The sequence below is a fragment of the Kluyvera sp. 1366 genome (assembly GCF_054823405.1).
Genome location: NZ_JBTRDW010000004.1, coordinates 212,953 through 236,559 on the forward strand (window position 1 = coordinate 212,953; position 23,607 = coordinate 236,559).

The 23,607-nt window shown below is 54.2% G+C and carries 24 protein-coding genes; 19 read left to right on the forward strand and 5 right to left on the reverse strand.

From position 1 onward, the window contains the following. Nucleotides 1-4: 4 nt before the first annotated feature. The 5 genes from lnt to ACVLVH_RS10345 all read left to right on the forward strand — a co-directional run bounded on the left by lnt (nucleotide 5) and on the right by ACVLVH_RS10345 (nucleotide 5,167). The gene (lnt, locus tag ACVLVH_RS10325) at nucleotides 5-1,531 is read left to right on the forward strand and encodes an apolipoprotein N-acyltransferase (RefSeq protein WP_192414167.1); all 1,527 of its coding nucleotides are present in this window, start codon (nucleotides 5-7) and stop codon (nucleotides 1,529-1,531) included. Between the two features lie 437 nt (nucleotides 1,532-1,968). Continuing rightward, complete coding sequence (locus ACVLVH_RS10330; RefSeq protein WP_101763246.1) at nucleotides 1,969-2,862, forward strand: glutamate/aspartate ABC transporter substrate-binding protein; 894 nt, start codon at nucleotides 1,969-1,971, stop codon at nucleotides 2,860-2,862. A gap of 161 nt (nucleotides 2,863-3,023) precedes the next feature. Further along, the gene (locus ACVLVH_RS10335; protein WP_061717388.1) at nucleotides 3,024-3,764 is read left to right on the forward strand and encodes an amino acid ABC transporter permease; all 741 of its coding nucleotides are present in this window, start codon (nucleotides 3,024-3,026) and stop codon (nucleotides 3,762-3,764) included. After that, a complete protein-coding gene (gene gltK / locus ACVLVH_RS10340; RefSeq protein WP_101763247.1) occupies nucleotides 3,764-4,441 on the forward strand; it encodes a glutamate/aspartate ABC transporter permease GltK in 678 nt (225 codons plus the stop codon). The genes ACVLVH_RS10335 and gltK overlap by 1 nt, the downstream gene beginning before the upstream one ends. Next, nucleotides 4,442-5,167: an amino acid ABC transporter ATP-binding protein gene (locus tag ACVLVH_RS10345; protein ID WP_008103661.1), complete on the forward strand. Its 726-nt coding sequence runs from the start codon at nucleotides 4,442-4,444 to the stop codon at nucleotides 5,165-5,167. An 84-nt stretch (nucleotides 5,168-5,251) separates the two neighbouring features. Here the strand turns inward: ACVLVH_RS10345 and ACVLVH_RS10350 are convergent, their stop codons facing one another. Then, complete coding sequence (locus tag ACVLVH_RS10350; RefSeq protein WP_007890691.1) at nucleotides 5,252-5,734, reverse strand: zinc ribbon-containing protein; 483 nt, start codon at nucleotides 5,732-5,734, stop codon at nucleotides 5,252-5,254. A gap of 222 nt (nucleotides 5,735-5,956) precedes the next feature. Here ACVLVH_RS10350 and leuS point away from each other — a divergent pair, with 222 nt between their 5' ends. The 14 genes from leuS to ACVLVH_RS10420 all read left to right on the forward strand — a co-directional run bounded on the left by leuS (nucleotide 5,957) and on the right by ACVLVH_RS10420 (nucleotide 20,591). Next, entirely contained in the window at nucleotides 5,957-8,539 is a 2,583-nt protein-coding gene (gene leuS / locus ACVLVH_RS10355; RefSeq protein ID WP_137385363.1) for a leucine--tRNA ligase, read from the forward strand. A 14-nt stretch (nucleotides 8,540-8,553) separates the two neighbouring features. Further along, entirely contained in the window at nucleotides 8,554-9,153 is a 600-nt protein-coding gene (gene lptE, locus ACVLVH_RS10360) for an LPS assembly lipoprotein LptE (RefSeq protein WP_110865718.1), read from the forward strand. After that, a complete protein-coding gene (holA, locus tag ACVLVH_RS10365) occupies nucleotides 9,150-10,181 on the forward strand; it encodes a DNA polymerase III subunit delta (protein WP_110865717.1) in 1,032 nt (343 codons plus the stop codon). Before lptE ends, holA begins: the two co-directional genes overlap by 4 nt. Continuing rightward, nucleotides 10,174-10,818, forward strand: coding sequence for a nicotinate-nucleotide adenylyltransferase (nadD, locus tag ACVLVH_RS10370; protein ID WP_192414165.1), 645 nt, complete (start codon nucleotides 10,174-10,176; stop codon nucleotides 10,816-10,818). The genes holA and nadD overlap by 8 nt, the downstream gene beginning before the upstream one ends. Before the next feature lie 91 nt (nucleotides 10,819-10,909). Continuing rightward, complete coding sequence (rsfS, locus tag ACVLVH_RS10375) at nucleotides 10,910-11,227, forward strand: ribosome silencing factor (RefSeq protein WP_008103673.1); 318 nt, start codon at nucleotides 10,910-10,912, stop codon at nucleotides 11,225-11,227. 3 nt (nucleotides 11,228-11,230) lie between these two features. Next, entirely contained in the window at nucleotides 11,231-11,701 is a 471-nt protein-coding gene (gene rlmH / locus ACVLVH_RS10380) for a 23S rRNA (pseudouridine(1915)-N(3))-methyltransferase RlmH (RefSeq protein WP_008103678.1), read from the forward strand. Nucleotides 11,702-11,734: 33 nt separating this feature from the next. Then, nucleotides 11,735-13,639: a peptidoglycan DD-transpeptidase MrdA gene (gene mrdA, locus ACVLVH_RS10385; protein WP_192414163.1), complete on the forward strand. Its 1,905-nt coding sequence runs from the start codon at nucleotides 11,735-11,737 to the stop codon at nucleotides 13,637-13,639. A gap of 8 nt (nucleotides 13,640-13,647) precedes the next feature. Next, nucleotides 13,648-14,760: a peptidoglycan glycosyltransferase MrdB gene (mrdB, locus tag ACVLVH_RS10390; RefSeq protein WP_101763316.1), complete on the forward strand. Its 1,113-nt coding sequence runs from the start codon at nucleotides 13,648-13,650 to the stop codon at nucleotides 14,758-14,760. Between the two features lie 10 nt (nucleotides 14,761-14,770). After that, the gene (rlpA, locus tag ACVLVH_RS10395) at nucleotides 14,771-15,865 is read left to right on the forward strand and encodes an endolytic peptidoglycan transglycosylase RlpA (RefSeq protein ID WP_192414161.1); all 1,095 of its coding nucleotides are present in this window, start codon (nucleotides 14,771-14,773) and stop codon (nucleotides 15,863-15,865) included. 117 nt (nucleotides 15,866-15,982) lie between these two features. Beyond that, complete coding sequence (dacA, locus tag ACVLVH_RS10400; RefSeq protein WP_101763253.1) at nucleotides 15,983-17,194, forward strand: D-alanyl-D-alanine carboxypeptidase DacA; 1,212 nt, start codon at nucleotides 15,983-15,985, stop codon at nucleotides 17,192-17,194. Between the two features lie 96 nt (nucleotides 17,195-17,290). Continuing rightward, on the forward strand, nucleotides 17,291-17,554 hold the full coding sequence (ybeD, locus tag ACVLVH_RS10405) for a DUF493 family protein YbeD (RefSeq protein ID WP_008103691.1): 264 nt from the start codon (nucleotides 17,291-17,293) through the stop codon (nucleotides 17,552-17,554). 69 nt (nucleotides 17,555-17,623) lie between these two features. Next, nucleotides 17,624-18,274 carry a lipoyl(octanoyl) transferase LipB gene (gene lipB / locus ACVLVH_RS10410; RefSeq protein ID WP_192414159.1) on the forward strand — a complete coding sequence of 217 codons (651 nt, stop codon included), beginning with the start codon at nucleotides 17,624-17,626 and terminating at the stop codon, nucleotides 18,272-18,274. 176 nt (nucleotides 18,275-18,450) lie between these two features. Continuing rightward, a complete protein-coding gene (lipA, locus tag ACVLVH_RS10415) occupies nucleotides 18,451-19,416 on the forward strand; it encodes a lipoyl synthase (protein ID WP_101763255.1) in 966 nt (321 codons plus the stop codon). 146 nt (nucleotides 19,417-19,562) lie between these two features. Further along, entirely contained in the window at nucleotides 19,563-20,591 is a 1,029-nt protein-coding gene (locus ACVLVH_RS10420; RefSeq protein ID WP_192414157.1) for a hypothetical protein, read from the forward strand. Nucleotides 20,592-20,679: 88 nt separating this feature from the next. On the opposite strand, the gene tatE is transcribed toward ACVLVH_RS10420, so the two are convergent. From tatE to ACVLVH_RS10440, 4 genes are all read right to left on the reverse strand, one after another. Continuing rightward, nucleotides 20,680-20,883 carry a twin-arginine translocase subunit TatE gene (tatE, locus tag ACVLVH_RS10425; RefSeq protein ID WP_064740541.1) on the reverse strand — a complete coding sequence of 68 codons (204 nt, stop codon included), beginning with the start codon at nucleotides 20,881-20,883 and terminating at the stop codon, nucleotides 20,680-20,682. Nucleotides 20,884-20,981: 98 nt separating this feature from the next. Continuing rightward, nucleotides 20,982-21,752 (reverse strand): amino acid ABC transporter ATP-binding protein, encoded by a 771-nt coding sequence (locus ACVLVH_RS10430; RefSeq protein WP_498949329.1) that lies wholly within the window; start codon nucleotides 21,750-21,752, stop codon nucleotides 20,982-20,984. After that, nucleotides 21,749-22,708 (reverse strand): amino acid ABC transporter permease, encoded by a 960-nt coding sequence (locus tag ACVLVH_RS10435; RefSeq protein WP_271460062.1) that lies wholly within the window; start codon nucleotides 22,706-22,708, stop codon nucleotides 21,749-21,751. Before ACVLVH_RS10435 ends, ACVLVH_RS10430 begins: the two co-directional genes overlap by 4 nt. Beyond that, nucleotides 22,705-23,592 carry an ABC transporter substrate-binding protein gene (locus tag ACVLVH_RS10440; RefSeq protein ID WP_110865710.1) on the reverse strand — a complete coding sequence of 296 codons (888 nt, stop codon included), beginning with the start codon at nucleotides 23,590-23,592 and terminating at the stop codon, nucleotides 22,705-22,707. The genes ACVLVH_RS10435 and ACVLVH_RS10440 overlap by 4 nt, the downstream gene beginning before the upstream one ends. Nucleotides 23,593-23,607: the final 15 nt, after the last annotated feature.

The following is a 23,607-nucleotide window of genomic DNA, read 5'->3' on the forward strand; positions in this document are numbered from 1 at the left end:
CTTTATGGCTTTAGCCTCTCTTTACTCGCAGCAGCGGGTTCGCCTGCTGCTGGCGTTAGTTACGGGTGCCATTGGCACCCTTTCCTTTTCCCCCTACGATTTCTGGCCTGCGGCGATAATTTCGCTGTTTGGTCTGCAACTGTTGCTGCTGGAACGTCGCACTGCGCAGGCTGCGGCAATCGGCTTCGCTTGGGGCTTTGGACTGTTTGGCAGCGGCATCAATTGGGTTTACGTCAGCATCGCCACCTTTGGCGGCATGCCCGGCCCGGTAAACATCTTACTGGTGATTCTGCTGGCGGCTTATCTGTCGCTTTATCCGATGCTGTTTGCCATCCTGCTCAACCGTTTCTGGCCGCGCGCCACAATCTGGCGTTTGGCTTTAGCGGCACCCGCGCTGTGGCAGATTAGCGAGTTCCTGCGCGGTTGGGTGCTCACCGGCTTTCCGTGGCTGCAGTTTGGCTACAGCCAGATTGACGGTCCGCTAAAAGGCCTCGCGCCGCTGGCCGGTGTGGAAACCATTACCTTCCTGTTGATGGTGATCGCCGGCTTGCTGGTGCACGCGCTGCATCATCGTACCGTGAAAAGCTTGATAGCCGCCGCGCTCCTGCTGTTACTGCCGTGGCCGCTGCGCATGATGCAGTGGTATCAGCCGCTGCCGAAACGCAGCGTTGATGTTGCGATGGTGCAAGGCAATATTCCGCAGTCGATGAAGTGGGATCCGCAGCAACTGCTGAACACGCTGCGTGTTTACACCTCCTATAGCCAGCCGTTTATTGGTAAAGCGCCGATCATTATCTGGCCCGAATCAGCGATTACCGATCTGGAAAGCAACCAGCAGCCGTTCCTGCGGGCGCTGGATGCTGACCTGCGCGCGCGCGGCAGCTCACTGATTACCGGTATCGTGGATTCTCGCGTGGAAGGCGATAATCGCTATCACGACTACAATTCGGTGATTGTGCTGGGTGGCGAGCAGCCTTACAGCTATCAAAGCCAGAACCGCTATCAGAAGAATCATCTGGTGCCATTTGGTGAGTTTGTGCCGCTGGAAGCGTTGCTGCGTCCGCTGGCGCCGTTCTTCGATTTGCCGATGTCCTCCTTCAGCCGTGGCGCCTATGTCCAGCCGCAGCTGAACGTAGCGGGTTATCACCTGACCAGCGCTATCTGCTATGAGATCGTGCTGGGCGAACAAGTGCGCGCCAACTTCCGCCCCGATACCAACTTCCTGCTGACCGTCTCCAACGATGCCTGGTTCGGTCACTCCATCGGGCCGTGGCAGCATTTCCAGATGGCGCGCATGCGTGCGCTGGAGCTGGGACGTCCGTTACTGCGCTCCACCAATAACGGTGTCACAGCGGTAGTGAATGCCAACGGTGAAGTAGAGAAAGAGCTGCCGCAGTTCACGCGGGATGTATTGGAAGCCAAAGTCACGCCAACCATCGGTGAAACGCCGTATGCGAAAGCGGGCATCTGGCCAGTGTGGCTAGTGACGTTGATTAGCATTGTGGTGGCCATTCTGCGCCGTCGCCACTAGTTCAGGCAGCTATGCAAACAGGCGAAGTGAATACTTCGCCTTTTTTATGCGCTGTTTTCTCTTCCTTCCGTGGTGCTTTCCCCGATTCTCTGCTGGCTTTTTACACTTCTTCATCGTGCTGGCACGATCATTGCTATTTATTTCAGTGATTTTCGCAAACATCGGCTTTTGTCAGCGTAGTGCAACCTTTACGCACTAATTTATGGCAATGATGCGCACTCTATTGGCGCATCGGGGAATTTTTGCCTTTTATTGGTGCGGAGCGGCTCGCAAAAAAGAAACTTTTTTGTTTCATTGCGTTAACAATTCGCTATGTTAATCACTATCCTGCGTGCGGTTGCGCTATGGGATAACAAAAAAAGCAGCACGAAATACACACAACATCACAATCTGCGCAGTTTATGTTCTGCGCGACATCCATACGAAGGAGTTGGAACATGCAGATACGCAAAGTGGCATTATCTCTTTTGCTGTTGGGAGCAGCAGCGGGAGCGGCCCAGGCGGAAGATCTCACCGGTACCCTGAAAAAAATCAATGATAGCGGCGTGATCGTCGTTGGGCATCGTGAATCATCAGTTCCCTTTTCTTACTATGACAACCAGCAAAAAGTGGTTGGCTATTCACAGGATTATTCAAACGCCATCATCGCGGCTATTAAAGCCAAACTGAATAAGCCTGATTTGCAGATCAAAATGCTGCCGATTACTTCGCAGAACCGTATTCCTCTGTTGCAGAACGGAACTTACGATTTTGAGTGCGGTTCTACCACCAACAACCTGGAGCGTCAGAAGCAAGCGGCATTCTCTGACACCGTGTTCATCATCGGTACGCGTCTGCTGGTGAAAAAAGGCGGCGACATCAAAGATTTCCCTGATCTGAAGGGTAAAACCGTTGTCGTGACCTCCGGTACCACTTCAGAAGTTCTGCTGCACAAACTGAACGACGAGCAAAAAATGGATATGCGCATCATCAGCGCGAAAGACCATGGCGATTCTTTCCGTACGCTGGAAACCGGTCGTGCTGTGGCCTTCATGATGGATGACGCGCTGCTGGCAGGTGAACGTGCCAAAGCCAAGAAGCCAGACAACTGGGACATCGTGGGTACACCGCAGTCGAAAGAAGCTTACGGCTGCATGCTGCGTAATCAGGATCCACAGTTCAAACAGCTGATGGATGAAACCATTGCTAAAGCGCAAACCTCTGGCGAAGCCTCAAAATGGTTTGAAACCTGGTTCAAAAAACCGATTCCACCGAAGAATCTGAACCTAAACTTCGAACTCTCAAGCGATATGCAGGCCCTGTTCAAAGCACCGAACGACAAAGCACTCTGAATTAACAACGACAACAAGGGCAGCCCCGCTGCCCTCTCGATTGCTGAACATGCGGTGCGGACAGACAGACTGTAACAGGCCGTTCCCCTGAAGCAGGATGCAAGACACCGCTCAACAATCTTATGGGTAGCCTCGCTACCCTTTTTTTACCGGAGCTCGTTATGGGTATCGATTGGAACTGGGGCATTTTTCTTGAACAGGCCCCGTTCGGCAATACGACTTACCTCGGCTGGCTGTGGTCCGGTTTTCAGGTCACCATTGCGGTGTCCTGCTGCGCCTGGATTATCGCCTTCCTGGTAGGTTCCTTATTTGGCATTCTGCGTACCGTGCCCAACCGCCTGTTGGCGGCAATTGGCACCTGCTACGTGGAGCTATTCCGTAATATCCCACTTATTGTGCAGTTCTTCTTCTGGTATCTGGTTGCGCCAGAACTGGTGGGCGAAAAGCTGGGCATGTGGTTTAAGTCAGAATTGGATCCCAACATTCAGTTCTTCGTCTCCTCGACGATTTGCCTTGGTTTGTTCACCGCAGCGCGCGTCTGTGAACAGGTACGCGCGGCGATTCAGTCGCTGCCACGCGGTCAGAAAAATGCCGGCCTGGCGATGGGCCTGACGCTGCCGCAAACCTATCGCTATGTGCTGCTGCCGAATGCCTATCGCGTGATTGTGCCGCCGATGACGTCGGAAATGCTTAATCTGGTGAAGAACTCGGCGATCGCCTCAACCATCGGACTGGTGGATATGGCGGCGCAGGCCGGCAAGCTGCTGGATTACTCCGCGCATGCCTATGAATCCTTTACCGCCATCACTCTGGCGTACGTCGGCATTAACCTGGTCATCATGCTGATTATGAGTGTGGTAGAACGCAAAATTCGCCTGCCTGGCAATATGGGAGGCAAATAATGTACGAGTTTGACTGGAGTTCGATTGTTCCCAGCCTGCCTTACTTGTGGAATGGGTTGATCATTACCTTCAAGATCACCGCGATTGCCGTGGTGTTTGGCATTATCTGGGGCACGATTTTGGCGGTGATGCGCTTGTCGCCAATTGCGCCGATACGCTGGTTTGCCAAGCTGTACGTTAACCTGTTCCGCTCCGTACCCTTGGTGATGGTGCTGCTGTGGTTCTATTTGGTGGTGCCCGCCTTCCTGCAACAGGTGCTGGGCTTATCGCCTAAATCCGATATCCGCCTGATTTCTGCCATGGTGGCATTTGCGCTATTTGAGGCCGCGTACTATTCGGAAATCATCCGCGCCGGTATTCAGAGCATCTCACGCGGGCAGTCCAATGCCGCGCTGGCGCTCGGCATGACGCACTGGCAATCGATGAAACTGATCGTATTGCCGCAGGCGTTCCGCGCCATGGTGCCGCTGCTGCTGACGCAAGGTATCGTGCTGTTCCAGGATACCTCGCTGGTGTATGTACTGAGCCTGGCCGATTTCTTCCGCACCGCTTCAACCATAGGTGAGCGTGACGGAACCCAGGTTGAAATGATTTTGTTTGCTGGTCTGGTCTACTTTGTGATCAGCCTGAGCGCTTCGCTGTTGGTTACCTATCTGAAAAGAAAGAGGACGGTTTAAATGATTAGCCTGAAAAATGTTTCAAAGTGGTATGGGCACTTTCAGGTGCTGACCGACTGCTCCACCGAAGTGAAAAAAGGTGAAGTGGTGGTGGTCTGCGGTCCGTCTGGCTCAGGTAAATCAACGCTGATTAAAACCGTGAACGGTCTGGAGCCGATTCAAAAGGGCAGCATTCAGGTGACTGGCACCGAAGTGAACAACAAAAAAACCAACCTCGCTCAATTGCGTAGCAAAGTGGGCATGGTGTTCCAGCATTTCGAGCTGTTCCCTCATCTCAGCATCATCGAGAACCTGACGCTGGCGCAGGTCAAAGTGCTGAAGCGTGATAAAGCGGCCTCACGTGAGAAAGCGCAGGGCTTGCTAAAACGCGTTGGGCTCTCTGCGCACGCGGATAAGTTTCCCGGCCAGCTTTCCGGCGGCCAGCAGCAGCGCGTGGCAATCGCGCGTGCGTTGTGCATGGATCCGGTGGCGATGCTGTTTGATGAGCCGACGTCAGCGCTTGATCCTGAAATGATCAACGAAGTGTTGGACGTGATGGTTGAGCTGGCGAATGAAGGCATGACCATGATGGTGGTGACGCATGAAATGGGCTTTGCGCGCAAAGTCGCTAACCGCGTGATCTTTATGGATGAAGGGAAAATTATCGAAGACACCAATAAGGATGACTTCTTTAACAATCCGCAATCCGATCGTGCGAAAGACTTCCTGGCGAAGATCCTGCACTGATTAGCGCAATAAATCGCGCCGCTACGATAAGTGCTCGTACCCGTAGCGGCGCGATTCATCGCGCGGGGTTATTCATTCATAAAATCAGGGTTCAAACGGCTGGCGCTGGAACTGATCGTGCCCGCACTCCGGGCAGCGCGTTAAGCTCTCTGGCGTATAAATCGCCCGCGTGAAGCCGCACTTCTCACAAACTAAATTCCCCAGCCCCACCACTTCACCGCTCTGGTAGACGCCGTGATGGCGCAAATCCTGAAACACTTCACGCCACTCGAGCTGACTTTTATCGGTGATATCCGCCAGCTCTTTCCACAGGCTTTCACGAATCACGCGCAAAAACACTGAATCGCCGACCACATCAGAAGACTCCTGATAGCTCAGCGCAAACTCGTGTAAATCGCGCCGCACGGCGCGCATCACTTCATTGACCTCGGCGGGTGACAGCGTTTTTTTCGCCAGCAAACTTTGCCGCGCCTCGGCCACCAGCGCATCAACATCGCGCTCGCCATGATCCAATCGTTGGGATAATGCTTCAATCGTTGCACGGTATTCCTGCGCCACGTTATTCATTTTATTCTCCTTTCCGCTGCGGATACTGCTGTTAAGTTTAGCGGTTTTGTCACAATTGCATCGGCAGCAACCTAAGAAATCACAAAAGGGTGAAAGCGGCGGCGCATTCGGTAGAAATCCGGCCGGCGAGGGCGTGAAAAGTTGTTGATGCGCAGCCTTATGGGTATGCTATGCGGATCTAAAAGTATGCTTAGCGATTTTCACAAAGGACCACAGGCAGCCATGCAAGAGCAATACCGCCCGGAAGAGATAGAATCCCGCGTCCAACAACACTGGGACGAAAACGAAACCTTTAAAGTGACCGAGCAGGAAGGCAAAGAGAAATATTATTGCCTTTCGATGCTGCCCTATCCTTCTGGCCGCCTGCACATGGGGCACGTGCGTAATTACACCATTGGCGATGTGATTGCACGTTACCAGCGTATGCTCGGCAAAAACGTTCTGCAGCCAATTGGCTGGGATGCGTTTGGTCTGCCAGCCGAAGGCGCTGCGGTGAAAAACAACACCGCGCCGGCGCCGTGGACGTACGACAATATCGCTTACATGAAGAACCAGCTGAAATTACTGGGTTTTGGCTATGACTGGAGCCGCGAACTGGCGACCTGCCAGCCAGAATACTATCGCTGGGAACAGTGGTTCTTCACTAAGCTGTATGAAAAAGACATGGTCTATAAAAAGACCTCGGCGGTGAACTGGTGCCCGAACGATCAGACCGTGCTGGCCAACGAACAGGTTATCGACGGCTGCTGCTGGCGCTGTGATACCAAAGTTGAGCGCAAAGAGATCCCACAGTGGTTCGTCAAAATCACCGCCTATGCGGAAGAGCTGCTCAACGATCTCGATAAGCTGGAAGATTGGCCGGAGCAGGTCAAAACCATGCAGCGCAACTGGATTGGCCGCTCTGAAGGCGTGGAAATCACCTTTGACGTTGCCAACAGCGCCGAGAAGCTGACCGTTTACACCACCCGTCCAGATACCTTTATGGGTGCAACCTATGTGGCGGTTGCCGCAGGTCACCCACTGGCGCAGCAAGCAGCTGCCACTAATCCTGCGCTGGCTGAATTTATCGACGAATGCCGTACCACCAAAGTCGCCGAAGCCGACATGGCAACGATGGAGAAGAAAGGCGTGGCCACCGGCCTGTTCGCTATCCATCCGCTGACCGGTGAAGAAATTCCGGTGTGGGTCGCTAACTTCGTGCTGATGGAATACGGCACCGGCGCGGTAATGGCTGTTCCAGGCCACGATCAGCGTGACTGGGAGTTCGCTACCAAGTACAACCTGAACATTAAGCCGGTGATCCTGAATCTCGACGGTTCTGAACCGGACCTGAGTGCTGCCGCGATGACCGAAAAAGGTGCGCTGTTCAACTCGGGTGAATACAACGGTCTGGATCATCAGGCGGGCTTTAACGCCATCGCCGATGCGCTGGCTGCCAAAGGCGTGGGCGTGCGTAAAGTCAATTACCGTCTGCGCGACTGGGGCGTTTCCCGTCAACGTTACTGGGGCGCGCCAATTCCAATGGTGACGCTGGAAGATGGCACCGTCATGCCAACGCCAGAAGATCAGTTGCCGGTCATCCTGCCAGAAGACGTGGTGATGGATGGTATCACCAGCCCAATCAAAGCCGATCCTGAGTGGGCCAAAACCACCGTTAATGGCCAGCCTGCGCTGCGTGAAACCGACACCTTTGACACCTTTATGGAGTCATCCTGGTATTACGCGCGTTATACCTGCGCCAACTATCATGAAGGCATGCTGGATCCGGCGGCGGCGAACTACTGGCTACCGGTCGATCAGTATGTTGGCGGTATCGAACACGCCATCATGCACCTGATGTATTTCCGCTTCTATCACAAGCTGCTGCGTGATGCTGGCCTGGTGAACTCTGATGAGCCGGCCAAACGCCTGCTGTGTCAGGGCATGGTGCTGGCTGATGCGTTCTACTACCTCGGCGTGAACGGCGAGCGTAACTGGGTTTCTCCGGTTGACGTGACCGTAGAACGCGACGAGAAAGGCCGCATTATCAAAGCCACCGACAACGAAGGTCGTGAAGTGATTTACGCCGGCATGAGCAAAATGTCGAAGTCGAAAAACAACGGCATCGATCCCCAGCTGATGGTTGAGCGTTACGGTGCAGATACCGTTCGTCTGTTCATGATGTTTGCTTCGCCAGCAGAGATGACGCTGGAGTGGCAGGAATCGGGCGTTGAAGGTGCTAACCGCTTCCTGAAGCGCGTATGGAAACTGGCTTACGAGCACATTGCGAAAGGCGCGACCGTGGCGCTGGACGTCAATAACCTGAATGACGACCAGAAAGCGTTGCGTCGCGATCTGCACAAAACCATCGCCAAAGTGGCCGATGATGTGGGTCGTCGTCAGACGTTCAACACCGCCATCGCTGCCATTATGGAGCTGATGAACAAACTGATCCGTGCCCCGCAGGAGAGCGAGCAAGATCGCGCGCTGCTGCAGGAAGCGCTGGTCGCAGTGACGCGTCTGCTCTATCCATTCACTCCGCACGCCAGCTATGTATTGTGGCAAGCGCTGGGCGGCGAAGGCAGCATCGACGAAGCCAGCTGGCCGGTAGCCGATGAAGCGGCCATGGTGGAAGATTCGCTGCTGGTGGTAGTGCAGGTGAATGGCAAAGTGCGCGGCAAGATTACCGTTGCGCCGGATGCCACGCAGGAGCAGGTGCAGGCGCGTGCTGCGCAGGAGCATTTGGTGGCGAAATATCTGGATGGCGTCACCATTCGTAAAGTGATTTATGTCCCTGGCAAACTGCTTAACCTGGTCGTAGGTTAAGTTCAGGAGGAACTGTGCGACAACTGATTATCAGGCTGTTTGTCCTGCTTGCGGTAGTGATTACCGCAGGCTGTGGTTTCCACCCGCGCGGCACCACCTCGGTGCCGAGTGAGATGAAAACCCTTATCGTCCAGAGCGGCGATCCCTATGGCCCACTGGCGCGTGCCGTGCGCCAGCAGCTGCGCATCAACAATGTCACCATCATTGAAGACAGCAAAGCGGCCAGCGCCAAATACCCAACGCTGCGTCTGGGTGCTGAAGGCCAGGGACGCGATACCGCATCGGTGTTTATCAGCGGTACCACCGCGGAATACTCGCTGGTGATGACGGTCACCGCACAGGTTCTGCTGCCGGGTAAAGGTATCTACCCGATCAGCACCACCGTGTATCGTTCTTTCTTCGACAACCCGAACGCCGCACTGGCGAAGGATGCCGAGCAAGATATGATCGTGCAGGAGATGCGTCAGCGCGCGTCCGAGCAGTTAGTACGTAAACTGCTGACCGTGCATGCCGCGCAGGAAAGCAACAAAGATACTTTGCCGCAGCCTGAGACGATTGCACCGGGACAGAACTCACCGGAAGTGTCCTCTTCGTCAGCTACCAGTCTGCAATGATCAGGATTTATCCTGAACAACTGAGCGCGCAGCTTCGAGAGGGGCTGCGCGCCTGTTATTTTCTCACCGGTAATGAACCTCTGCTGATTCAGGAAAGCGCGGATGCAATCCGTGCTACCGCCAGCGCACAGGGATTTGAAGAGCACTTCAGCGTCACCATTGATGCGCAAACCGACTGGGATGCGATCTTCGTTAGCTGCCAATCGCTCAGCTTGTTTACCCAACGCCAAACCCTGACGCTGCAACTGCCCGAAAACGGCCCCAATGCCGCTATCGCCGAGCAGTTAGTGAAACTCTCCACGCTGCTGCACAGCGATATTTTGCTGGTGCTGCGCCTGGCGAAACTGACCAAAGCGCAGGAGAACAGCGCCTGGTTCAAAGCGCTGAGTACGCAGGCGGTAATGGTCCCATGCCAGACGCCTGAACAGGCACAGCTGCCGCGCTGGGTGGCGAGTCGCGCCAAAGCGATGAAACTCAGCGTAGATGATGCGGCGATCCAGCTGCTTTGCTACTGCTACGAAGGGAATCTGCTGGCGCTGTCGCAGGCGCTGGAACGCTTATCGCTGCTGTGGCCGGATGGCAAATTAACGCTGCCGCGTGTGGAAGCCGCCGTCAACGATGCCGCGCACTTTACCCCGTTCCATTGGGTGGATGCATTGCTGGCAGGGAAAAGTAAACGCGCCCTGCACATCCTGCATCAGCTGGAGAAAGAGGACAGCGAAGCGGTGATTCTACTGCGCACGCTGCAACGCGATTTACTCACGCTGCTGCACCTGCAGCGGAATCAGGCGAAACAAGCGCTGCGCACGCTGATGGATCAGCAACGTATCTGGCAAAACCGTCGCGCGCTGTTTACTGAAGCCTTGCAGCGCCTTGATGCACAGCGTTTACAGCGCGCGGTGCATTTGCTGGCAGAGCTGGAACTCAGCATGAAGCAGGATTACGGACAAAACCTGTGGCCGCAGCTGGAAACACTGTCGCTGCTGCTGTGTCACCGCGATTTCCCATTGAGCTTTACTGATGTCTAAACTCTACGCTCTGTTTGGCGGCACCTTCGATCCGATTCACTACGGCCATTTGCGCCCGGTAGAAGCGCTGGCACAGCAAGTGGGATTAAAAAAGGTCACGCTGCTGCCGAACAACGTGCCGCCGCATCGCCCGCAGCCGGAAGCCAGTGCACAACAGCGCGTTGAGATGCTGCGCTGTGCTATTGCCGATCGCCCGCTATTTGATATCGATACGCGTGAACTGGCGCGTGCAACGCCGTCCTGGACAGTTGCCACGCTGGAAGCACTGCGTGCGGAACGCGGCCCAGAACAGCCCCTCGGGTTTATCATTGGTCAGGATTCTCTGCTAACGTTAGCCAAATGGCATCGCTGGCAGGATCTATTGTCGCTGTGCCATTTGCTGGTGTGTAAGCGTCCAGGTTACGCCACGCAGATGGAGACGCCCGAGATGCAGCAGTGGCTTGATGAGCATCTGGCCGATGATGTGCAGCAGCTTCATCACTCGCCAGCAGGACACATCTGGCTGGCGGATACGCCGCTGTTCGACATTTCCGCCACCGAAATCCGTCAGCGCCGCCATGCAGGCATCTCCTGCGCGGATTTACTGCCAGATGCAGTGATCGGCTACATCGATAGCGTTGGCTTATATCGCAGCTAAAGGCAGCATGCTATACTGCGCCGCTTCATTTTCGGCTACCTTTCTCGCATCGTTAGCCCGTCCGTAATCACCTGTTTTTAAGGGGAACCTTTTGCAAGGTAAAGCACTCCAAGAGTTCGTTATTGATAAGATTGATGATCTCAAAGGCCAGGACATCATTGCTATTGATGTTCAGGGCAAATCCAGCATCACCGATTGCATGATCATTTGCACCGGCACTTCAACACGTCACGTCGCTTCTATCGCCGATCATGTGGTGCAGGAATCGCGCACTGCGGGCCTTAAGCCGCTGGGTGTAGACAGTAAAACCGCCTCCGATTGGGTGGTCGTTGACCTGGGTGACGTGATTGTGCACGTGATGGAAGCAGAGAGCCGCCAGCTGTACGAGCTGGAAAAACTCTGGAGCTAAGACGTGAAACTGCAGCTTGTGGCCGTCGGCACCAAAATGCCCGACTGGGTTCAGACCGGTTTCATGGAGTATCTGCGCCGCTTCCCGAAAGATATGCCGTTTGAACTGATCGAAGTAACTGCCGGCAAACGCGGCAAGAACGCTGACATCAAACGCATTCTGGAAAAAGAAGGTGAAGCGATGCTGGCCGCCGTGGGTAAAGGCAATCGTATTGTCACGCTGGATATTCCCGGACAGCCGTGGGAAACCCCACAGCTGGCGCAGCAGCTTGAACGCTGGAAACTGGATGGCCGCGATGTCAGCCTGTTAATCGGCGGTCCGGAAGGACTGGCGCCCGCGTGCAAAGCCGCTGCTGAACAAAGCTGGTCACTGTCAGCGCTCACGTTGCCACATCCGCTGGTGCGTGTGCTGGTAGCGGAAAGCCTGTATCGTGCGTGGAGCATCACCACGAATCATCCTTATCATCGTGAATAAACGCCTGACAACCCCAGACAATAAATGTAGCGGATGAAATTACAGAGCAACGCCTTTCGCGATTACACTGCCGAACAGAAACTTTTTGTCCGCCGAGCATTGGTGGCTTTTGTTGGCATTCTGCTGCTCTCCAGCATTCTGGTGGTCAACATGTACCACCTGCAAATTCTGCGCTTTGACGACTACAGCACCCGTTCAAATGAAAACCGCATTAAGCTGGTGCCGGTGGCACCGAGCCGCGGCATTATTTTCGATCGCACCGGCGTCCCGCTGGCAGTAAACCGCACGATTTATCAGGCCGAACTGATGCCGGAAAAGGTCGACAATCTGAAGCAGACCTTACAGGATCTGCGTCCGGTACTGGATCTGACCGACGACGATCTCGATGCGTTTGACAAAGAGCGCAAACGCTCGCGCCGCTTTACCTCGATTCCGGTCAAAATCGGTTTAAACGAAGTGCAGGTGGCGCGTTTCGCCGTCAATCAATACCGTTTTCCTGGCGTGGAAGTAAAAGGCTATCAGCGCCGCTACTATCCGTATGGCCAGACGCTGACGCACGTAGTGGGCTACGTCTCCAAAATCAACGACCGCGACGTTACGCGCCTCGATCAGGAAGGCAAATGGCCGAACTATGCGGCTACACATGATATCGGCAAGCTCGGCATCGAAAACTATTACGAAGATGTGCTGCACGGTAAAACCGGTTATGAAGAGGTTGAAGTTAACAACCGTGGCCGCGTCATTCGACAGCTGCACGAGCAATCTCCGCAGGCCGGACGCGATATCTACCTGACGGTTGACCTCAAACTGCAGCAATACATCGAAACCTTGTTGACCGGCAGCCGCGCGGCAGTGGTGGTGAGCGATCCACGCACCGGCGAAATTCTTGCACTGGTTTCTACCCCCAGCTACGACCCGAACCTGTTTGTCGACGGTATCTCGAGCAAAGATTATAAAGCGCTGTTAAGCGACGAAAACCGTCCGCTGTATAACCGTGCGCTGCAGGCCTCCTATCCCCCAGCGTCAACGGTGAAACCTTACGTTGCCGTGTCGGCGCTGAGCGCAGGCGTGATCAACCGCAATACCAGCCTGTTCGATCCCGGCTGGTGGCAACTGCCCGGCTCGGAAAAGCGCTATCGTGACTGGAAAAAATGGGGCCACGGTCGCCTGAACGTCACTAAATCGCTGGAAGAATCGGCGGATACCTTCTTCTATCAGGTTGCCTACGATATGGGCATCGATCGCCTGTCAGAGTGGATGACCAAGTTTGGTTACGGCCATCGCACCGGCATTGATCTGCCGCAGGAGAGCGCGGGCAACATGCCCACGCGCGAATGGAAGCTGAAGCGCTTTAAGAAGCCGTGGTATCAAGGTGACACCATTCCGGTGGGTATCGGCCAAGGTTACTGGACCGCGACGCCCATTCAGATGAACAAAGCGATGATGATCCTGATTAATGACGGTGTGATCAAAGTGCCGCACTTACTGCGCGCCACGCGTGAAGGCCAGGTCATGATGCCCTATCGCCAGGTTCCGGATGCACCGATTGGCGATATTCATTCAGGTTACTGGGAAATTGCCAAAGACGGCATGTATGGCGTAGCCAACCGTGCTAACGGTACCGCGCACAAGAGCTTTGCCGATGCGCCCTACAAAATCGCTGCCAAATCCGGTACCGCGCAGGTTTACGGACTGAAAGAAAATGAAGTCTATAACGCGCACAAGATTGCCGAACGTCTGCGTGACCATAAATTAATGACTGCCTATGCGCCTTACGATAAACCGCGCGTGGCCGTCACCATGATTCTGGAAAACGGCGGCGCAGGCCCGGCTGTCGGCACCGTTATGCGCCAGATTCTCGACCACATTATGTTAGGCGACAACAATACCGTGCTGCCAGAAGCCGCACCGACACCGCCCGGCTACGAAGGTGAATGACAATGTCCATGAACGATAGTCCGCAGAAAAGATCGATCTGGACGCGCATCCATATCGACCCCCTGTTTATGCTGATCATTCTCAGCTTGCTGACCTACAGCGCCATCGTCATCTGGAGCGCCAGCGGACAGGATCCAGGCATGACCGAGCGTAAGTTCGGGCAGATTGCCATGGGCATCATCGTTATGCTGGTGCTGGCGCAGGTGCCGCCGCGCGTCTATGAAAGCTGGGCGCCCTATCTCTATATTGTCTGCGTGATATTGCTGATAGCGGTGGACGCGTTTGGTCACATCAGTAAAGGCGCACAGCGCTGGCTCGATCTTGGTTTTGTGCGTTTTCAACCCTCGGAGATTGCCAAGATTGCCGTGCCGCTGATGGTGGCGCGCTTTATTAACCGCGATGTCTGCCCGCCGACGCTGAAAAACACCGGCATCGCGTTGATTCTGATTTTCATGCCGACGCTGCTGGTGGCGGCACAACCCGATCTCGGCACCTCGATTCTGATCGCCGCTTCCGGCCTGTTTGTACTGTTCTTATCCGGCATGAGCTGGAAGCTGATTGGTATCGCGGTATTGCTGGTCGCCGCCTTTATCCCGATTTTGTGGTTCTTCCTGATGCACGATTACCAGCGCGCCCGCGTGATGATGCTGCTGGACCCGGAAAGCGATCCGCTCGGCGCCGGTTATCACATCATTCAGTCGAAGATTGCTATCGGTTCCGGTGGCCTGCGCGGCAAAGGCTGGCTGCACGGCACCCAATCGCAGCTGGAATTCCTGCCTGAACGCCATACCGACTTTATTTTTGCCGTTTTAGCGGAAGAACTTGGTCTGGTTGGCGTGTTGTTACTGCTGGTACTCTATTTGCTGCTGATCATGCGCGGACTGATTATCGCGGCGCGTGCGCAAACCACCTTTGGTCGCGTGATGGCGGGCGGTTTGATGCTGATTTTATTCGTTTATGTTTTCGTTAACATTGGCATGGTAAGTGGTATCTTACCGGTGGTTGGCGTACCGCTGCCGCTGGTGAGCTACGGCGGATCGGCATTGATTGTGTTAATGGCTGGATTTGGCATCGTGATGTCGATCCATACTCATCGAAAAATGTTATCTAAAAGCGTTTAAGAGGCTGCACATGCGTAAGGACTGGCTTGGGGTTGCACTGGCATCATTGGTACTGGCTGCCTGTTCCACACCGGAACCGCAGAATAATACTGCGCCACCGCAACCGGCCTATAACGGCCCGGTAGTGGAAATTCCTGGCGTGGAACCACGTTATGAACCGATCAATCCTTCCACCAGCCAGGATTACAGCGTCAACGGTAAAAACTACCGCGTGATCAAAGATCCCTCGAACTACAGCGAAGTGGGTTTAGCCACCTGGTACGGTGACGAAGCGCAGGGGAATCGCACCGCTATCGGTGAATCTTACGATCCGGAAGGCATGACCGCCGCGCATCCAACGCTGCCGCTGCCGAGCTATGTGCGTGTCACTAACCTCGCTAACGGCCGCCAAATTGTGGTACGCGTCAACGATCGTGGCCCTTACACGCCAGGCCGCATTATCGACTTGTCGCGTGCGGCGGGCGATCGCCTGAATATCTCTAACAACACCCGCGTGCGCGTTGATTACATTAAAGTGGCGCCGGATGGTTCCGTTTCCGGTCCCGGCACCATCGGTACCACCGTCGCCAAACAGAGTTACGCCCTGCCCGCGCGTCCCGATCTCGGCGGCGGCATGGTGATGATGGGTGGCAGCGCCAATGCGGCGCCAGCGCCTGCACCGCAGGATGTGCGCGCTGTCGATAACAGCACCTTGCAAAGCAATGACAGCATGGGTGCGCCCGTCCAGAGCAGCGGTTTTCTCGGCGCGCCACAGCCGTTAGCCACGGGCGTGCTGGAGGGGAACGAGCCGGTTGCCGCGCCAGCCCCAGCAACGTCTTCCGCGCCAGCCGCTGCTGCCGCACCCGCTACCAGCCAGAATGCCCATGCCGGCAGCGGTTATGTGGTTCAGGTCGGCGCGATTAACGATCCGGCGCGTGCACGTCAGCTGGCCGAAAGTCTGGGTAAACGCTTTGGCGTGCCGGGCGCGGTTGAAGCCAATGGCAACGTCTATCGCATTCAGTTAGGTGGCTATAAAAGCCGTGCCGAAGCCGCTGCCTTGCAGCAACGTCTTAACACTGAAGCGCAAATGAGCTCATTTATTACCACTGCCCGTCCATCGATGTAACGGACAGTGACATTTCCTGCTGAAACTGATTTGCAAAGCAAGATGTCGCCCGATCGGACGTTTGCTATAGTTAGGCACTTTTTTCACTCTAAACCCACGGATGTTGTAGTCCTGAACATGAATACGCTGAAACCTTCTCGTTTTCTGAAACGCCTGACAGTGGGATCACTGGTCGCCCTTTCTCTCAGCCATGCCGCATTTGCGGACGATGTTAATCTTAAGACTATGATTCCGGGTGTACCGGACATTGATGCTGAAGCTTATGTGCTGATCGACTATAACTCCGGCAAAGTGCTGGCCGAAAAGAACGCGGATGCACGCCGCGATCCGGCAAGCCTGACCAAGATGATGACCAGCTACGTGATTGGTCAGGCGGTCAAAGCGGGAAAAATCCATAACGATGACATCGTGACCGTGGGTAAAGATGCCTGGGCAACCGGTAATCCGGTATTCAAAGGTTCATCACTGATGTTCCTCAAGCCTGGCGATCGTGTGCCGGTTTCTCAGCTGACGCGCGGTATCGTGCTGCAATCAGGTAACGACGCTTGTGTAGCGATGGCGGATTACGTTGCTGGCAGCCAGGACGCATTCGTCAACCTGATGAACAACTACGTTGGCGCGCTGGGTCTGAAAAACACCCACTTCCAGACCGTGCACGGTTTGGATGCCGAAGGCCAATACAGCTCGCCGCGCGATATGGCGTTGATCGGCCAGGCGCTGATCCGTGACGTACCCGATGAGTACGCGGTTTACCGTGAAAAAGATTTCACCTTTAATAACATCAAGCAGACCAACCGTAACGGTTTGCTGTGGGATACCAGCCTGAACGTCGATGGCATCAAAACCGGCCACACAGACGCAGCGGGTTACAACCTGGTCGCCTCGGCAACGGAAGGCCAGATGCGTTTGATCTCTGCGGTGATGGGCGGTCGTACCTTTAAAGGCCGAGAAACCGAGAGCAAGAAATTGCTGACGTGGGGCTTCCGCTTCTTTGAAACCGTCGCACCGCTGAAAGCGGGCAAAGAGTTTGCCTCTGAGCCGGTGTGGTTCGGTGACAGCGATCGTGTGCAGCTGGGCGTGGAGAAAGATGCCTATCTGACCATTCCGCGTGGCCGCATGAAAGATCTCAAAGCCAGCTATGTGCTGAACAACACTGAACTGCATGCGCCGCTGCAGAAAAATCAGGTAGTGGGCAGCATCAACTTCCAGCTCGACGGCAAAACGGTGGAACAGCGTCCGCTGGTGGTGCTGAATGAAGTGAAAGAAGGTGGTTTCTTCGGCCGCATCATCGATTACATCAAACTGATGTTCCACCACTGGTTCGGCTAAGGCGCGCTTGAAAAAACGCCAATTTGCCCCCAATTAAGTTACTATCTTTGCTCCCGCCTTGGCGGGAGCCTGTTTTTTAAGCACCGGAGTCAATGTATGAAAACCAAATTGAATGAACTGCTCGAATTCCCTACGCCTTTCACTTACAAAGTGATGGGTTTGGCGCAACCGGAGCTGGTTGATCAAGTGGTTGAAGTGGTGCAGCGCCACGCGCCAGGCGATTACAAACCGGACGTTAAGCCAAGCAGCAAAGGCAACTATCACTCTGTTTCCATTACCATCATCGCCACCCACATTGAGCAGGTTGAAACCCTGTATGAAGAGCTGGGCAACATCGAAATCGTGCGCATGGTGCTGTAATTCTGGCGCTGGCAAAGTCCGCTTTGCCAGCGTTATACTCTGCCTTCCACTCTTTACCGGATCTCTGCTTTGTCAGCTAATACGCTTCTTGTTCGTCAACTCGGCCAGCGCGATTGGCAACCCATCTCCGATGCCATGCATCACTTTACCGATCAACGCGACAGCAGCACTGCCGATGAAATCTGGCTGGTGGAACATCATCCGGTGTTTACCCAAGGCCAGGCAGGGAAAGCTGAACATCTGCTGATGCCGGGCGATATCCCGGTGGTACAAAGCGATCGCGGCGGCCAGGTAACCTATCACGGCCCCGGCCAACAGGTGATGTATGTGCTGATTGACGTGAAACGTCGCAAGATGGGCGTGCGCGAGTTAGTGACGGCGTTAGAAGAAACGGTGATCGCCACGCTGGCCGACTATGACATCAGCGCGCGGGCGCGACCGGATGCGCCGGGCGTGTACGTTGGCGATGACAAGATTTGTTCGCTGGGACTGCGCATTCGTAAAGGCTGCTCGTTTCACGGCCTGGCGCTGAATGTGGCGATGGATTTAGCGCCGTTCCTGCGCATCAATCCGTGCGGATATGCCGGGATGCAAATGACGCAGCTTAGCCAGCTGCAGCCGGGCGTCACGCCCGCCGATGTGCGACCACGTCTGGTGCAGCATTTCGCCCATTCAACCGGATTTACCCAACTGGAATGGCATAGTGATGCCGCGGTCTGACCTTGACTGTACGTGCCTATTTACAAAATTGTAACTTTTGCACCGGCGAATCGGCTGCTTATGAGCAGACGAGATGATATAATTTTTGCCATATTTTCAAAAAAAGTTGAAAGCCTGGTTCTCAGTTTGAGTGAGGAAGCTTTCAAATCGCAATCCCGACCGGAACCTGCAGATTTATGAGTAAACCAATTCAGATGGAACGTGGCGTCAAGTATCGCGATGCCGACAAAATGGCGCTAATCCCGGTGAAAACCGTGATGGTTGAGCGTGAAGAAATTCTGCGTAAGCCGGAATGGATGAAGATCAAACTGCCTGCGGACTCCAGCCGCATTCAGGGCATCAAGGCCGCGATGCGTAAAAACGGTCTGCACTCAGTGTGTGAAGAAGCCTCCTGCCCTAACCTCGCAGAGTGTTTCAACCACGGTACCGCGACCTTTATGATCCTCGGCGCGATCTGCACCCGTCGCTGCCCATTCTGCGACGTGGCGCACGGCCGTCCGAATATGCCTGACGCTAACGAACCGCTGAAACTGGCACAAACCATCGCCGATATGGCGCTGCGTTATGTGGTCATCACTTCAGTGGACCGTGATGACCTGCGCGATGGCGGTGCCCAGCACTTTGCTGACTGCATCAGCGCGATTCGCGAAAAAAGCCCAACCATCAAAATTGAAACATTGGTGCCGGACTTCCGTGGTCGTATGGATCGCGCGCTGGAAATCCTCACCGCGACGCCACCGGATGTGTTTAACCACAATCTGGAAAACGTGCCGCGCGTGTACCGTCAGGTCCGTCCTGGCGCCAACTACGATTGGTCACTGAAATTGCTGGAGCGTTTCAAAGAAGCGCATCCGGATATCCCGACTAAATCGGGTTTGATGGTCGGCCTTGGCGAAACCAATGCTGAAATCATTGAAGTGATGCGCGATCTGCGTCGCCACGGCGTCACCATGCTGACGCTGGGACAGTATTTGCAGCCGAGCCGTCACCACTTGCCGGTGCAGCGCTACGTTAGCCCGGCCGAGTTTGACGAAATGAAAGAAGAAGCAATGGCAATGGGCTTCACCCATGCCGCCTGCGGCCCGTTTGTGCGCTCCTCTTATCATGCTGATATGCAGGCCAAAGGTCTGGAAGTTAAGTAATATGCTTCGCGATTGCGCTCTTACCAGGGCGCAATCGCAAATATCCCCTTAAAAGTCTTAATCCCTGTCTCAAATCTGTCGCTTTAATCGCTGAGGCCATAAGAGCCTATTTCTCTTTTCTCAGTGTTTATTTTGAAGGTCAGATAATGCAAACATCCTCTCACTTAAAGGGGCTCGATTTTCTCCGGGAACCCGATTTGTCAGGTCAAATACCCGATGTGCGGCTCAACAGTGCATCCGGAGAGAGTTTGGATGCGCTTAAAGCGCGCACCACGCCCATAGATAACACCAATCCCTATACTTCATCTCACGCCTCATGTGCCAATGCATTTATCGCTACCGCTATCAGTATTGAGCATCGATACGATGAAATTCATTTAGAGTTGCCACTAAAGGGTCATGAAACTGTCGCTGTGATGCCCGAAGTGGTGCGACACATCATGCCTTATGCTGAAGACATCGCTTTTCAAACTTCTCAGGAGAATGTACTCCCTGTGATTAATGAAGAGCCTGAACCTGAATGGAATTTTGATTTGCTGGAAGCGAAATTCAATGCTCCTCAGCCACTACTATGGCAACCGACTATCGGCATGCACCACGAGAGTGTGGAAATTGCCACGCTACCTGAACGCGAGAGTGCCAAACCTCAACTTTCAGTACAGGTACAGTCAAAGGTTATCACTGAAAATGAGGTCATTATTGATGATCTGAATGAGGATGAAGGGTCTTTCAGCGGTAATGCGCCAGTTGGTACGACGTTATACTTTTATCTTGATGATGTGTGGGTCGGCAGCTCTGAAATTGATAGCCAAGGCCGTTGGCAGTTTGAACTGCCCACCGAGATTTCTGTCGCTCAGCATGTTTTTAGTGCAGTCCCCATTAATCCGCAAGGCGTAATGGGTGGCAAAATTGATTATCCGTTTTTGACTAAGCCTAAAATAGGCGAAATCATTATGCCAATTGATGAGAGTGAATCAGACAAAATTGAAATAGCACTCATTGATGTTATTACAGCCGAGGAAGAAGAAACAATATCGTTGATACCATTAATTTTAACTGATGATATGTTGCAGGGCTGGCATACCCAGGATGGGTTGAGCGACTTTGATGGCTTATATGGCTCAACAATATTTGATGTGGATGAGCAGGAAATCATTTACGCCAATTGGCACTAAGACGCAAAAAACAAAAACCAGGCTGGCGACAGTCTGGTTTTTTATCAACGTAATAAATATTTACACTTATTGACGTTCGGCGCAGAGATTACTCTTTGTGGCTGACACGTTCAGCAGGCACTTCTTCAGCGCTGCTTTTGGATGCGCCGGATTCATCATCTTTCATGGCTTTTTTGAAGCCTTTGATTGCGGAACCCAGATCGCCACCCAGTGAACGTAACTTATTGGTGCCAAAAAGCAGTACGATGAGCGCACCGATGATCAGCAGTTTGGCAATACTGATACCTTCCATAATTTACCTTTCAACCAATGTGAAAAACGGACCTGACTATTAACGCGCAGTTTATAAACGGCCTCAACTGCAATCTGTAACAGAGTGAGACCGCCTGCTCAGATAAAGCGGCTGAGAAATGCCTGCGTGCGCGGATGTTGCGGGTTACCAATCACCTGCTCCGGACTGCCCTGCTCCACTACCACGCCGCCATCCATAAACACCACGCGATCGGCCGCCTCACGCGCGAAACCAATTTCATGGGTCACGACAATCATGGTCAGCCCTTGATCGGCTAAGGTGCGCATGGTGGCCAGCACTTCACCGACTAACTCCGGATCGAGTGCCGAAGTGGGTTCATCGAACAGCATCAGCGCCGGTTTAATCGCCAGCGCACGCGCAATCGCCACGCGCTGCTGCTGACCACCGGACAAATGACGCGGCCAGGCGTCGGCTTTGTCACTCAATCCCACGGTCGCCAGCAGTTCACGCGCATGCTTGATTGCATCCTGCCGTGTAAACTTGTGCACACCTATCGGCGCTTCAATGATGTTTTGCAGCACCGTCATGTGCGGATAGAGGTTGAACTGCTGAAACACCATGCCGATTTTCTGGCGCTGATGAGCAATTTTACGCGCCGACAGACGATGCAAAATACCGCGCTTCAGTTCATAACCGATCTGATCGTCACCGACCACAATCGAACCGGCATTCATGTCTTCCAGATGGTTAATACAGCGTAAAAAGGTGGATTTACCCGAACCCGATGGCCCGAGAATCACTACCACTTCACCGGGAAACACATCGAGATCGATGCCTTTCAGCACTTCATTATCGCCATAACTCTTTTGCACATTACGCGCACGCACCAGTGGCTGAACTTCACTCATACATCCTCCTTCAGACGGTGCGCGACGGCAGGCGCGGCTTCGTTAGCAGCAACGCGACGTTTATTCACCACCGTGCGGGTGGTGCCACGGGCGTAGTAACGCTCGATGGCGGACTGGCCAACGTTAAGAATCGAGGTGATAAGCAGATACCAGATCACCGCAACCATCAGCATCGGGATAATTTCAAAGGTGCGGTTATAAACGGCTTGCACCGAGTACAACAGATCGCCCATAGCGATCACACTTACCAGCGAGGTCGCTTTGATCATGCTAATCAACTGGTTGCCGGTAGGCGGAATAATTGAACGCATCGCCTGTGGAATGATCACGCGGCGCAGCGCACGACTGCGACTCATGCCAAACGCCTGGGTGGTTTCGACCTGACCGTTATCCACTGACAGCAGGCCGGCGCGAATGATCTCGGCCATATAAGCCGCTTCATTGAGCGCCAGTCCGGCAATGGCTGCGGTCAGTGGCGTGATCAGATCGTTGGTGTTCCAGCTGGCAAAAGTGATATCCGTCCACGGAAGAGTGATTGCGATGGTGGGAAACAGCGTCGACAGGTTGTACCAAAAGATCAGCTGTACCAGCAGCGGCGTACCCCGGAAAAACCAGATGTAGAGCGACGATAAGCCGCTCAGCAATTTGTTTTCCGAGAGACGCCACACGCCCAACAGCAGCCCGAGCAGCGTGCCGAGAATCATCGACACCACCGTCAAGCCGAGCGTGACCTGCAGGCCTTTCATCACCGAACCTTCGGTGAACCACTGCAGCACCACGTTCCACTCGAAATTGGGGTTGGTCGCCACCAGCCAGAGGAAGTTCGCGGCAATAACCAGCACCAAAATCCATGAGATCCAGCGCCCATAAGTGGGCGCACTGCGGGCAAAAGCCACATCGCGCTGCTGCACGTCGGCCTTATCCCTGGCTCGCGAATTGTTGGTGACCGGACTCATTTTGCAGCCCCTTGCGCCAGGTTACGTCCCGGTTGCTGCAACACGTTGCCGTCTAATTTCCACTTCTTCATGATGGCCGCGTAAGTGCCGTTATTAAACAGCTCTTTGTACGCATCCAGCACCACGTTGCCGAGTTCAGAACCCTTGGGTACCACGGTGCCCTGGAAAATGTCACCAAAGCCGTTTTTCTTGCCTTTGCCCGAAAGCTCCAGCTGGCCATTGGCCTGTTCGATGAAGTATGTCAGCGGCGCCTGCGAGGAGAAGAAAGCATCGGAACGTTTTGAACGCACGGCTAAAATCGACGATGGCTGGTCGGTGAAGGATTGCACCACCACCGCCGGTTTACCCGCCGCGACACAGGCATCGGACTGCTTGCGAATCACCTGCTCTGCTGAACCGGCCGCCATTACCGCAATGCGTTTACCGCAGGTATCTTCCAGACCGTTAATCTTCGAGGGATTGCCTTTCTGCACGCCAAACACCACGAACTCCTGCACGAAGTCGATAAAATCAACCTTCTGCTGACGATCCGGATAATCGCCAATCGGGCCAATCGCCATCTGGTAGCGGCCGGAATTAATGCCGGTGAGCACGCCCGATAAACCGCTGACGGTGGCATGTTCAATCTTCACGCCCAGCAATTGTGCCAGCGCTTCGGTGAGATCGGCGGAAGCGCCGTCCATTGAGTGCGGACCGTTAACGATCTCATACGGAGGAAAAGATCCGTTGTTCACCGAGATCATTTTACCGCTGCTTTTGATCTCTGCTGGCAGACGATCGTGCAGCGCCTGATCCACTTTTTGCGCAGGAATCACGTCGGCGGCCTGAGCGAAACAGGCCGTGAGGCCCAATGACAGCGCGATGGCGGTAGCAAGAATTTTCATCAGTCAGATTCCCCA

Excerpts from the sequence above, each read along its gene's own strand:
- ACVLVH_RS10350 (WP_007890691.1), bottom strand. The coding sequence starts at position 5,734 with ATGAATAACGTGGCGCAGGAATACCGTGCAACGATTGAAGCATTATCC.
- gltK (WP_101763247.1), top strand. The coding sequence starts at position 3,764 with ATGTACGAGTTTGACTGGAGTTCGATTGTTCCCAGCCTGCCTTACTTG.
- ACVLVH_RS10430 (WP_498949329.1), bottom strand. The coding sequence starts at position 21,752 with ATGAGTGAAGTTCAGCCACTGGTGCGTGCGCGTAATGTGCAAAAGAGT.
- mrdA (WP_192414163.1), top strand. The coding sequence starts at position 11,735 with ATGAAATTACAGAGCAACGCCTTTCGCGATTACACTGCCGAACAGAAA.
- dacA (WP_101763253.1), top strand. The coding sequence starts at position 15,983 with ATGAATACGCTGAAACCTTCTCGTTTTCTGAAACGCCTGACAGTGGGA.
- ACVLVH_RS10330 (WP_101763246.1), top strand. The coding sequence starts at position 1,969 with ATGCAGATACGCAAAGTGGCATTATCTCTTTTGCTGTTGGGAGCAGCA.
- ACVLVH_RS10435 (WP_271460062.1), bottom strand. The coding sequence starts at position 22,708 with ATGAGTCCGGTCACCAACAATTCGCGAGCCAGGGATAAGGCCGACGTG.
- rlpA (WP_192414161.1), top strand. The coding sequence starts at position 14,771 with ATGCGTAAGGACTGGCTTGGGGTTGCACTGGCATCATTGGTACTGGCT.
- ACVLVH_RS10335 (WP_061717388.1), top strand. The coding sequence starts at position 3,024 with ATGGGTATCGATTGGAACTGGGGCATTTTTCTTGAACAGGCCCCGTTC.
- mrdB (WP_101763316.1), top strand. The coding sequence starts at position 13,648 with ATGAACGATAGTCCGCAGAAAAGATCGATCTGGACGCGCATCCATATC.
- holA (WP_110865717.1), top strand. The coding sequence starts at position 9,150 with ATGATCAGGATTTATCCTGAACAACTGAGCGCGCAGCTTCGAGAGGGG.
- ACVLVH_RS10440 (WP_110865710.1), bottom strand. The coding sequence starts at position 23,592 with ATGAAAATTCTTGCTACCGCCATCGCGCTGTCATTGGGCCTCACGGCC.
- lnt (WP_192414167.1), top strand. The coding sequence starts at position 5 with ATGGCTTTAGCCTCTCTTTACTCGCAGCAGCGGGTTCGCCTGCTGCTG.
- nadD (WP_192414165.1), top strand. The coding sequence starts at position 10,174 with ATGTCTAAACTCTACGCTCTGTTTGGCGGCACCTTCGATCCGATTCAC.
- lipA (WP_101763255.1), top strand. The coding sequence starts at position 18,451 with ATGAGTAAACCAATTCAGATGGAACGTGGCGTCAAGTATCGCGATGCC.
- tatE (WP_064740541.1), bottom strand. The coding sequence starts at position 20,883 with ATGGAAGGTATCAGTATTGCCAAACTGCTGATCATCGGTGCGCTCATC.
- ybeD (WP_008103691.1), top strand. The coding sequence starts at position 17,291 with ATGAAAACCAAATTGAATGAACTGCTCGAATTCCCTACGCCTTTCACT.
- ACVLVH_RS10420 (WP_192414157.1), top strand. The coding sequence starts at position 19,563 with ATGCAAACATCCTCTCACTTAAAGGGGCTCGATTTTCTCCGGGAACCC.
- leuS (WP_137385363.1), top strand. The coding sequence starts at position 5,957 with ATGCAAGAGCAATACCGCCCGGAAGAGATAGAATCCCGCGTCCAACAA.
- ACVLVH_RS10345 (WP_008103661.1), top strand. The coding sequence starts at position 4,442 with ATGATTAGCCTGAAAAATGTTTCAAAGTGGTATGGGCACTTTCAGGTG.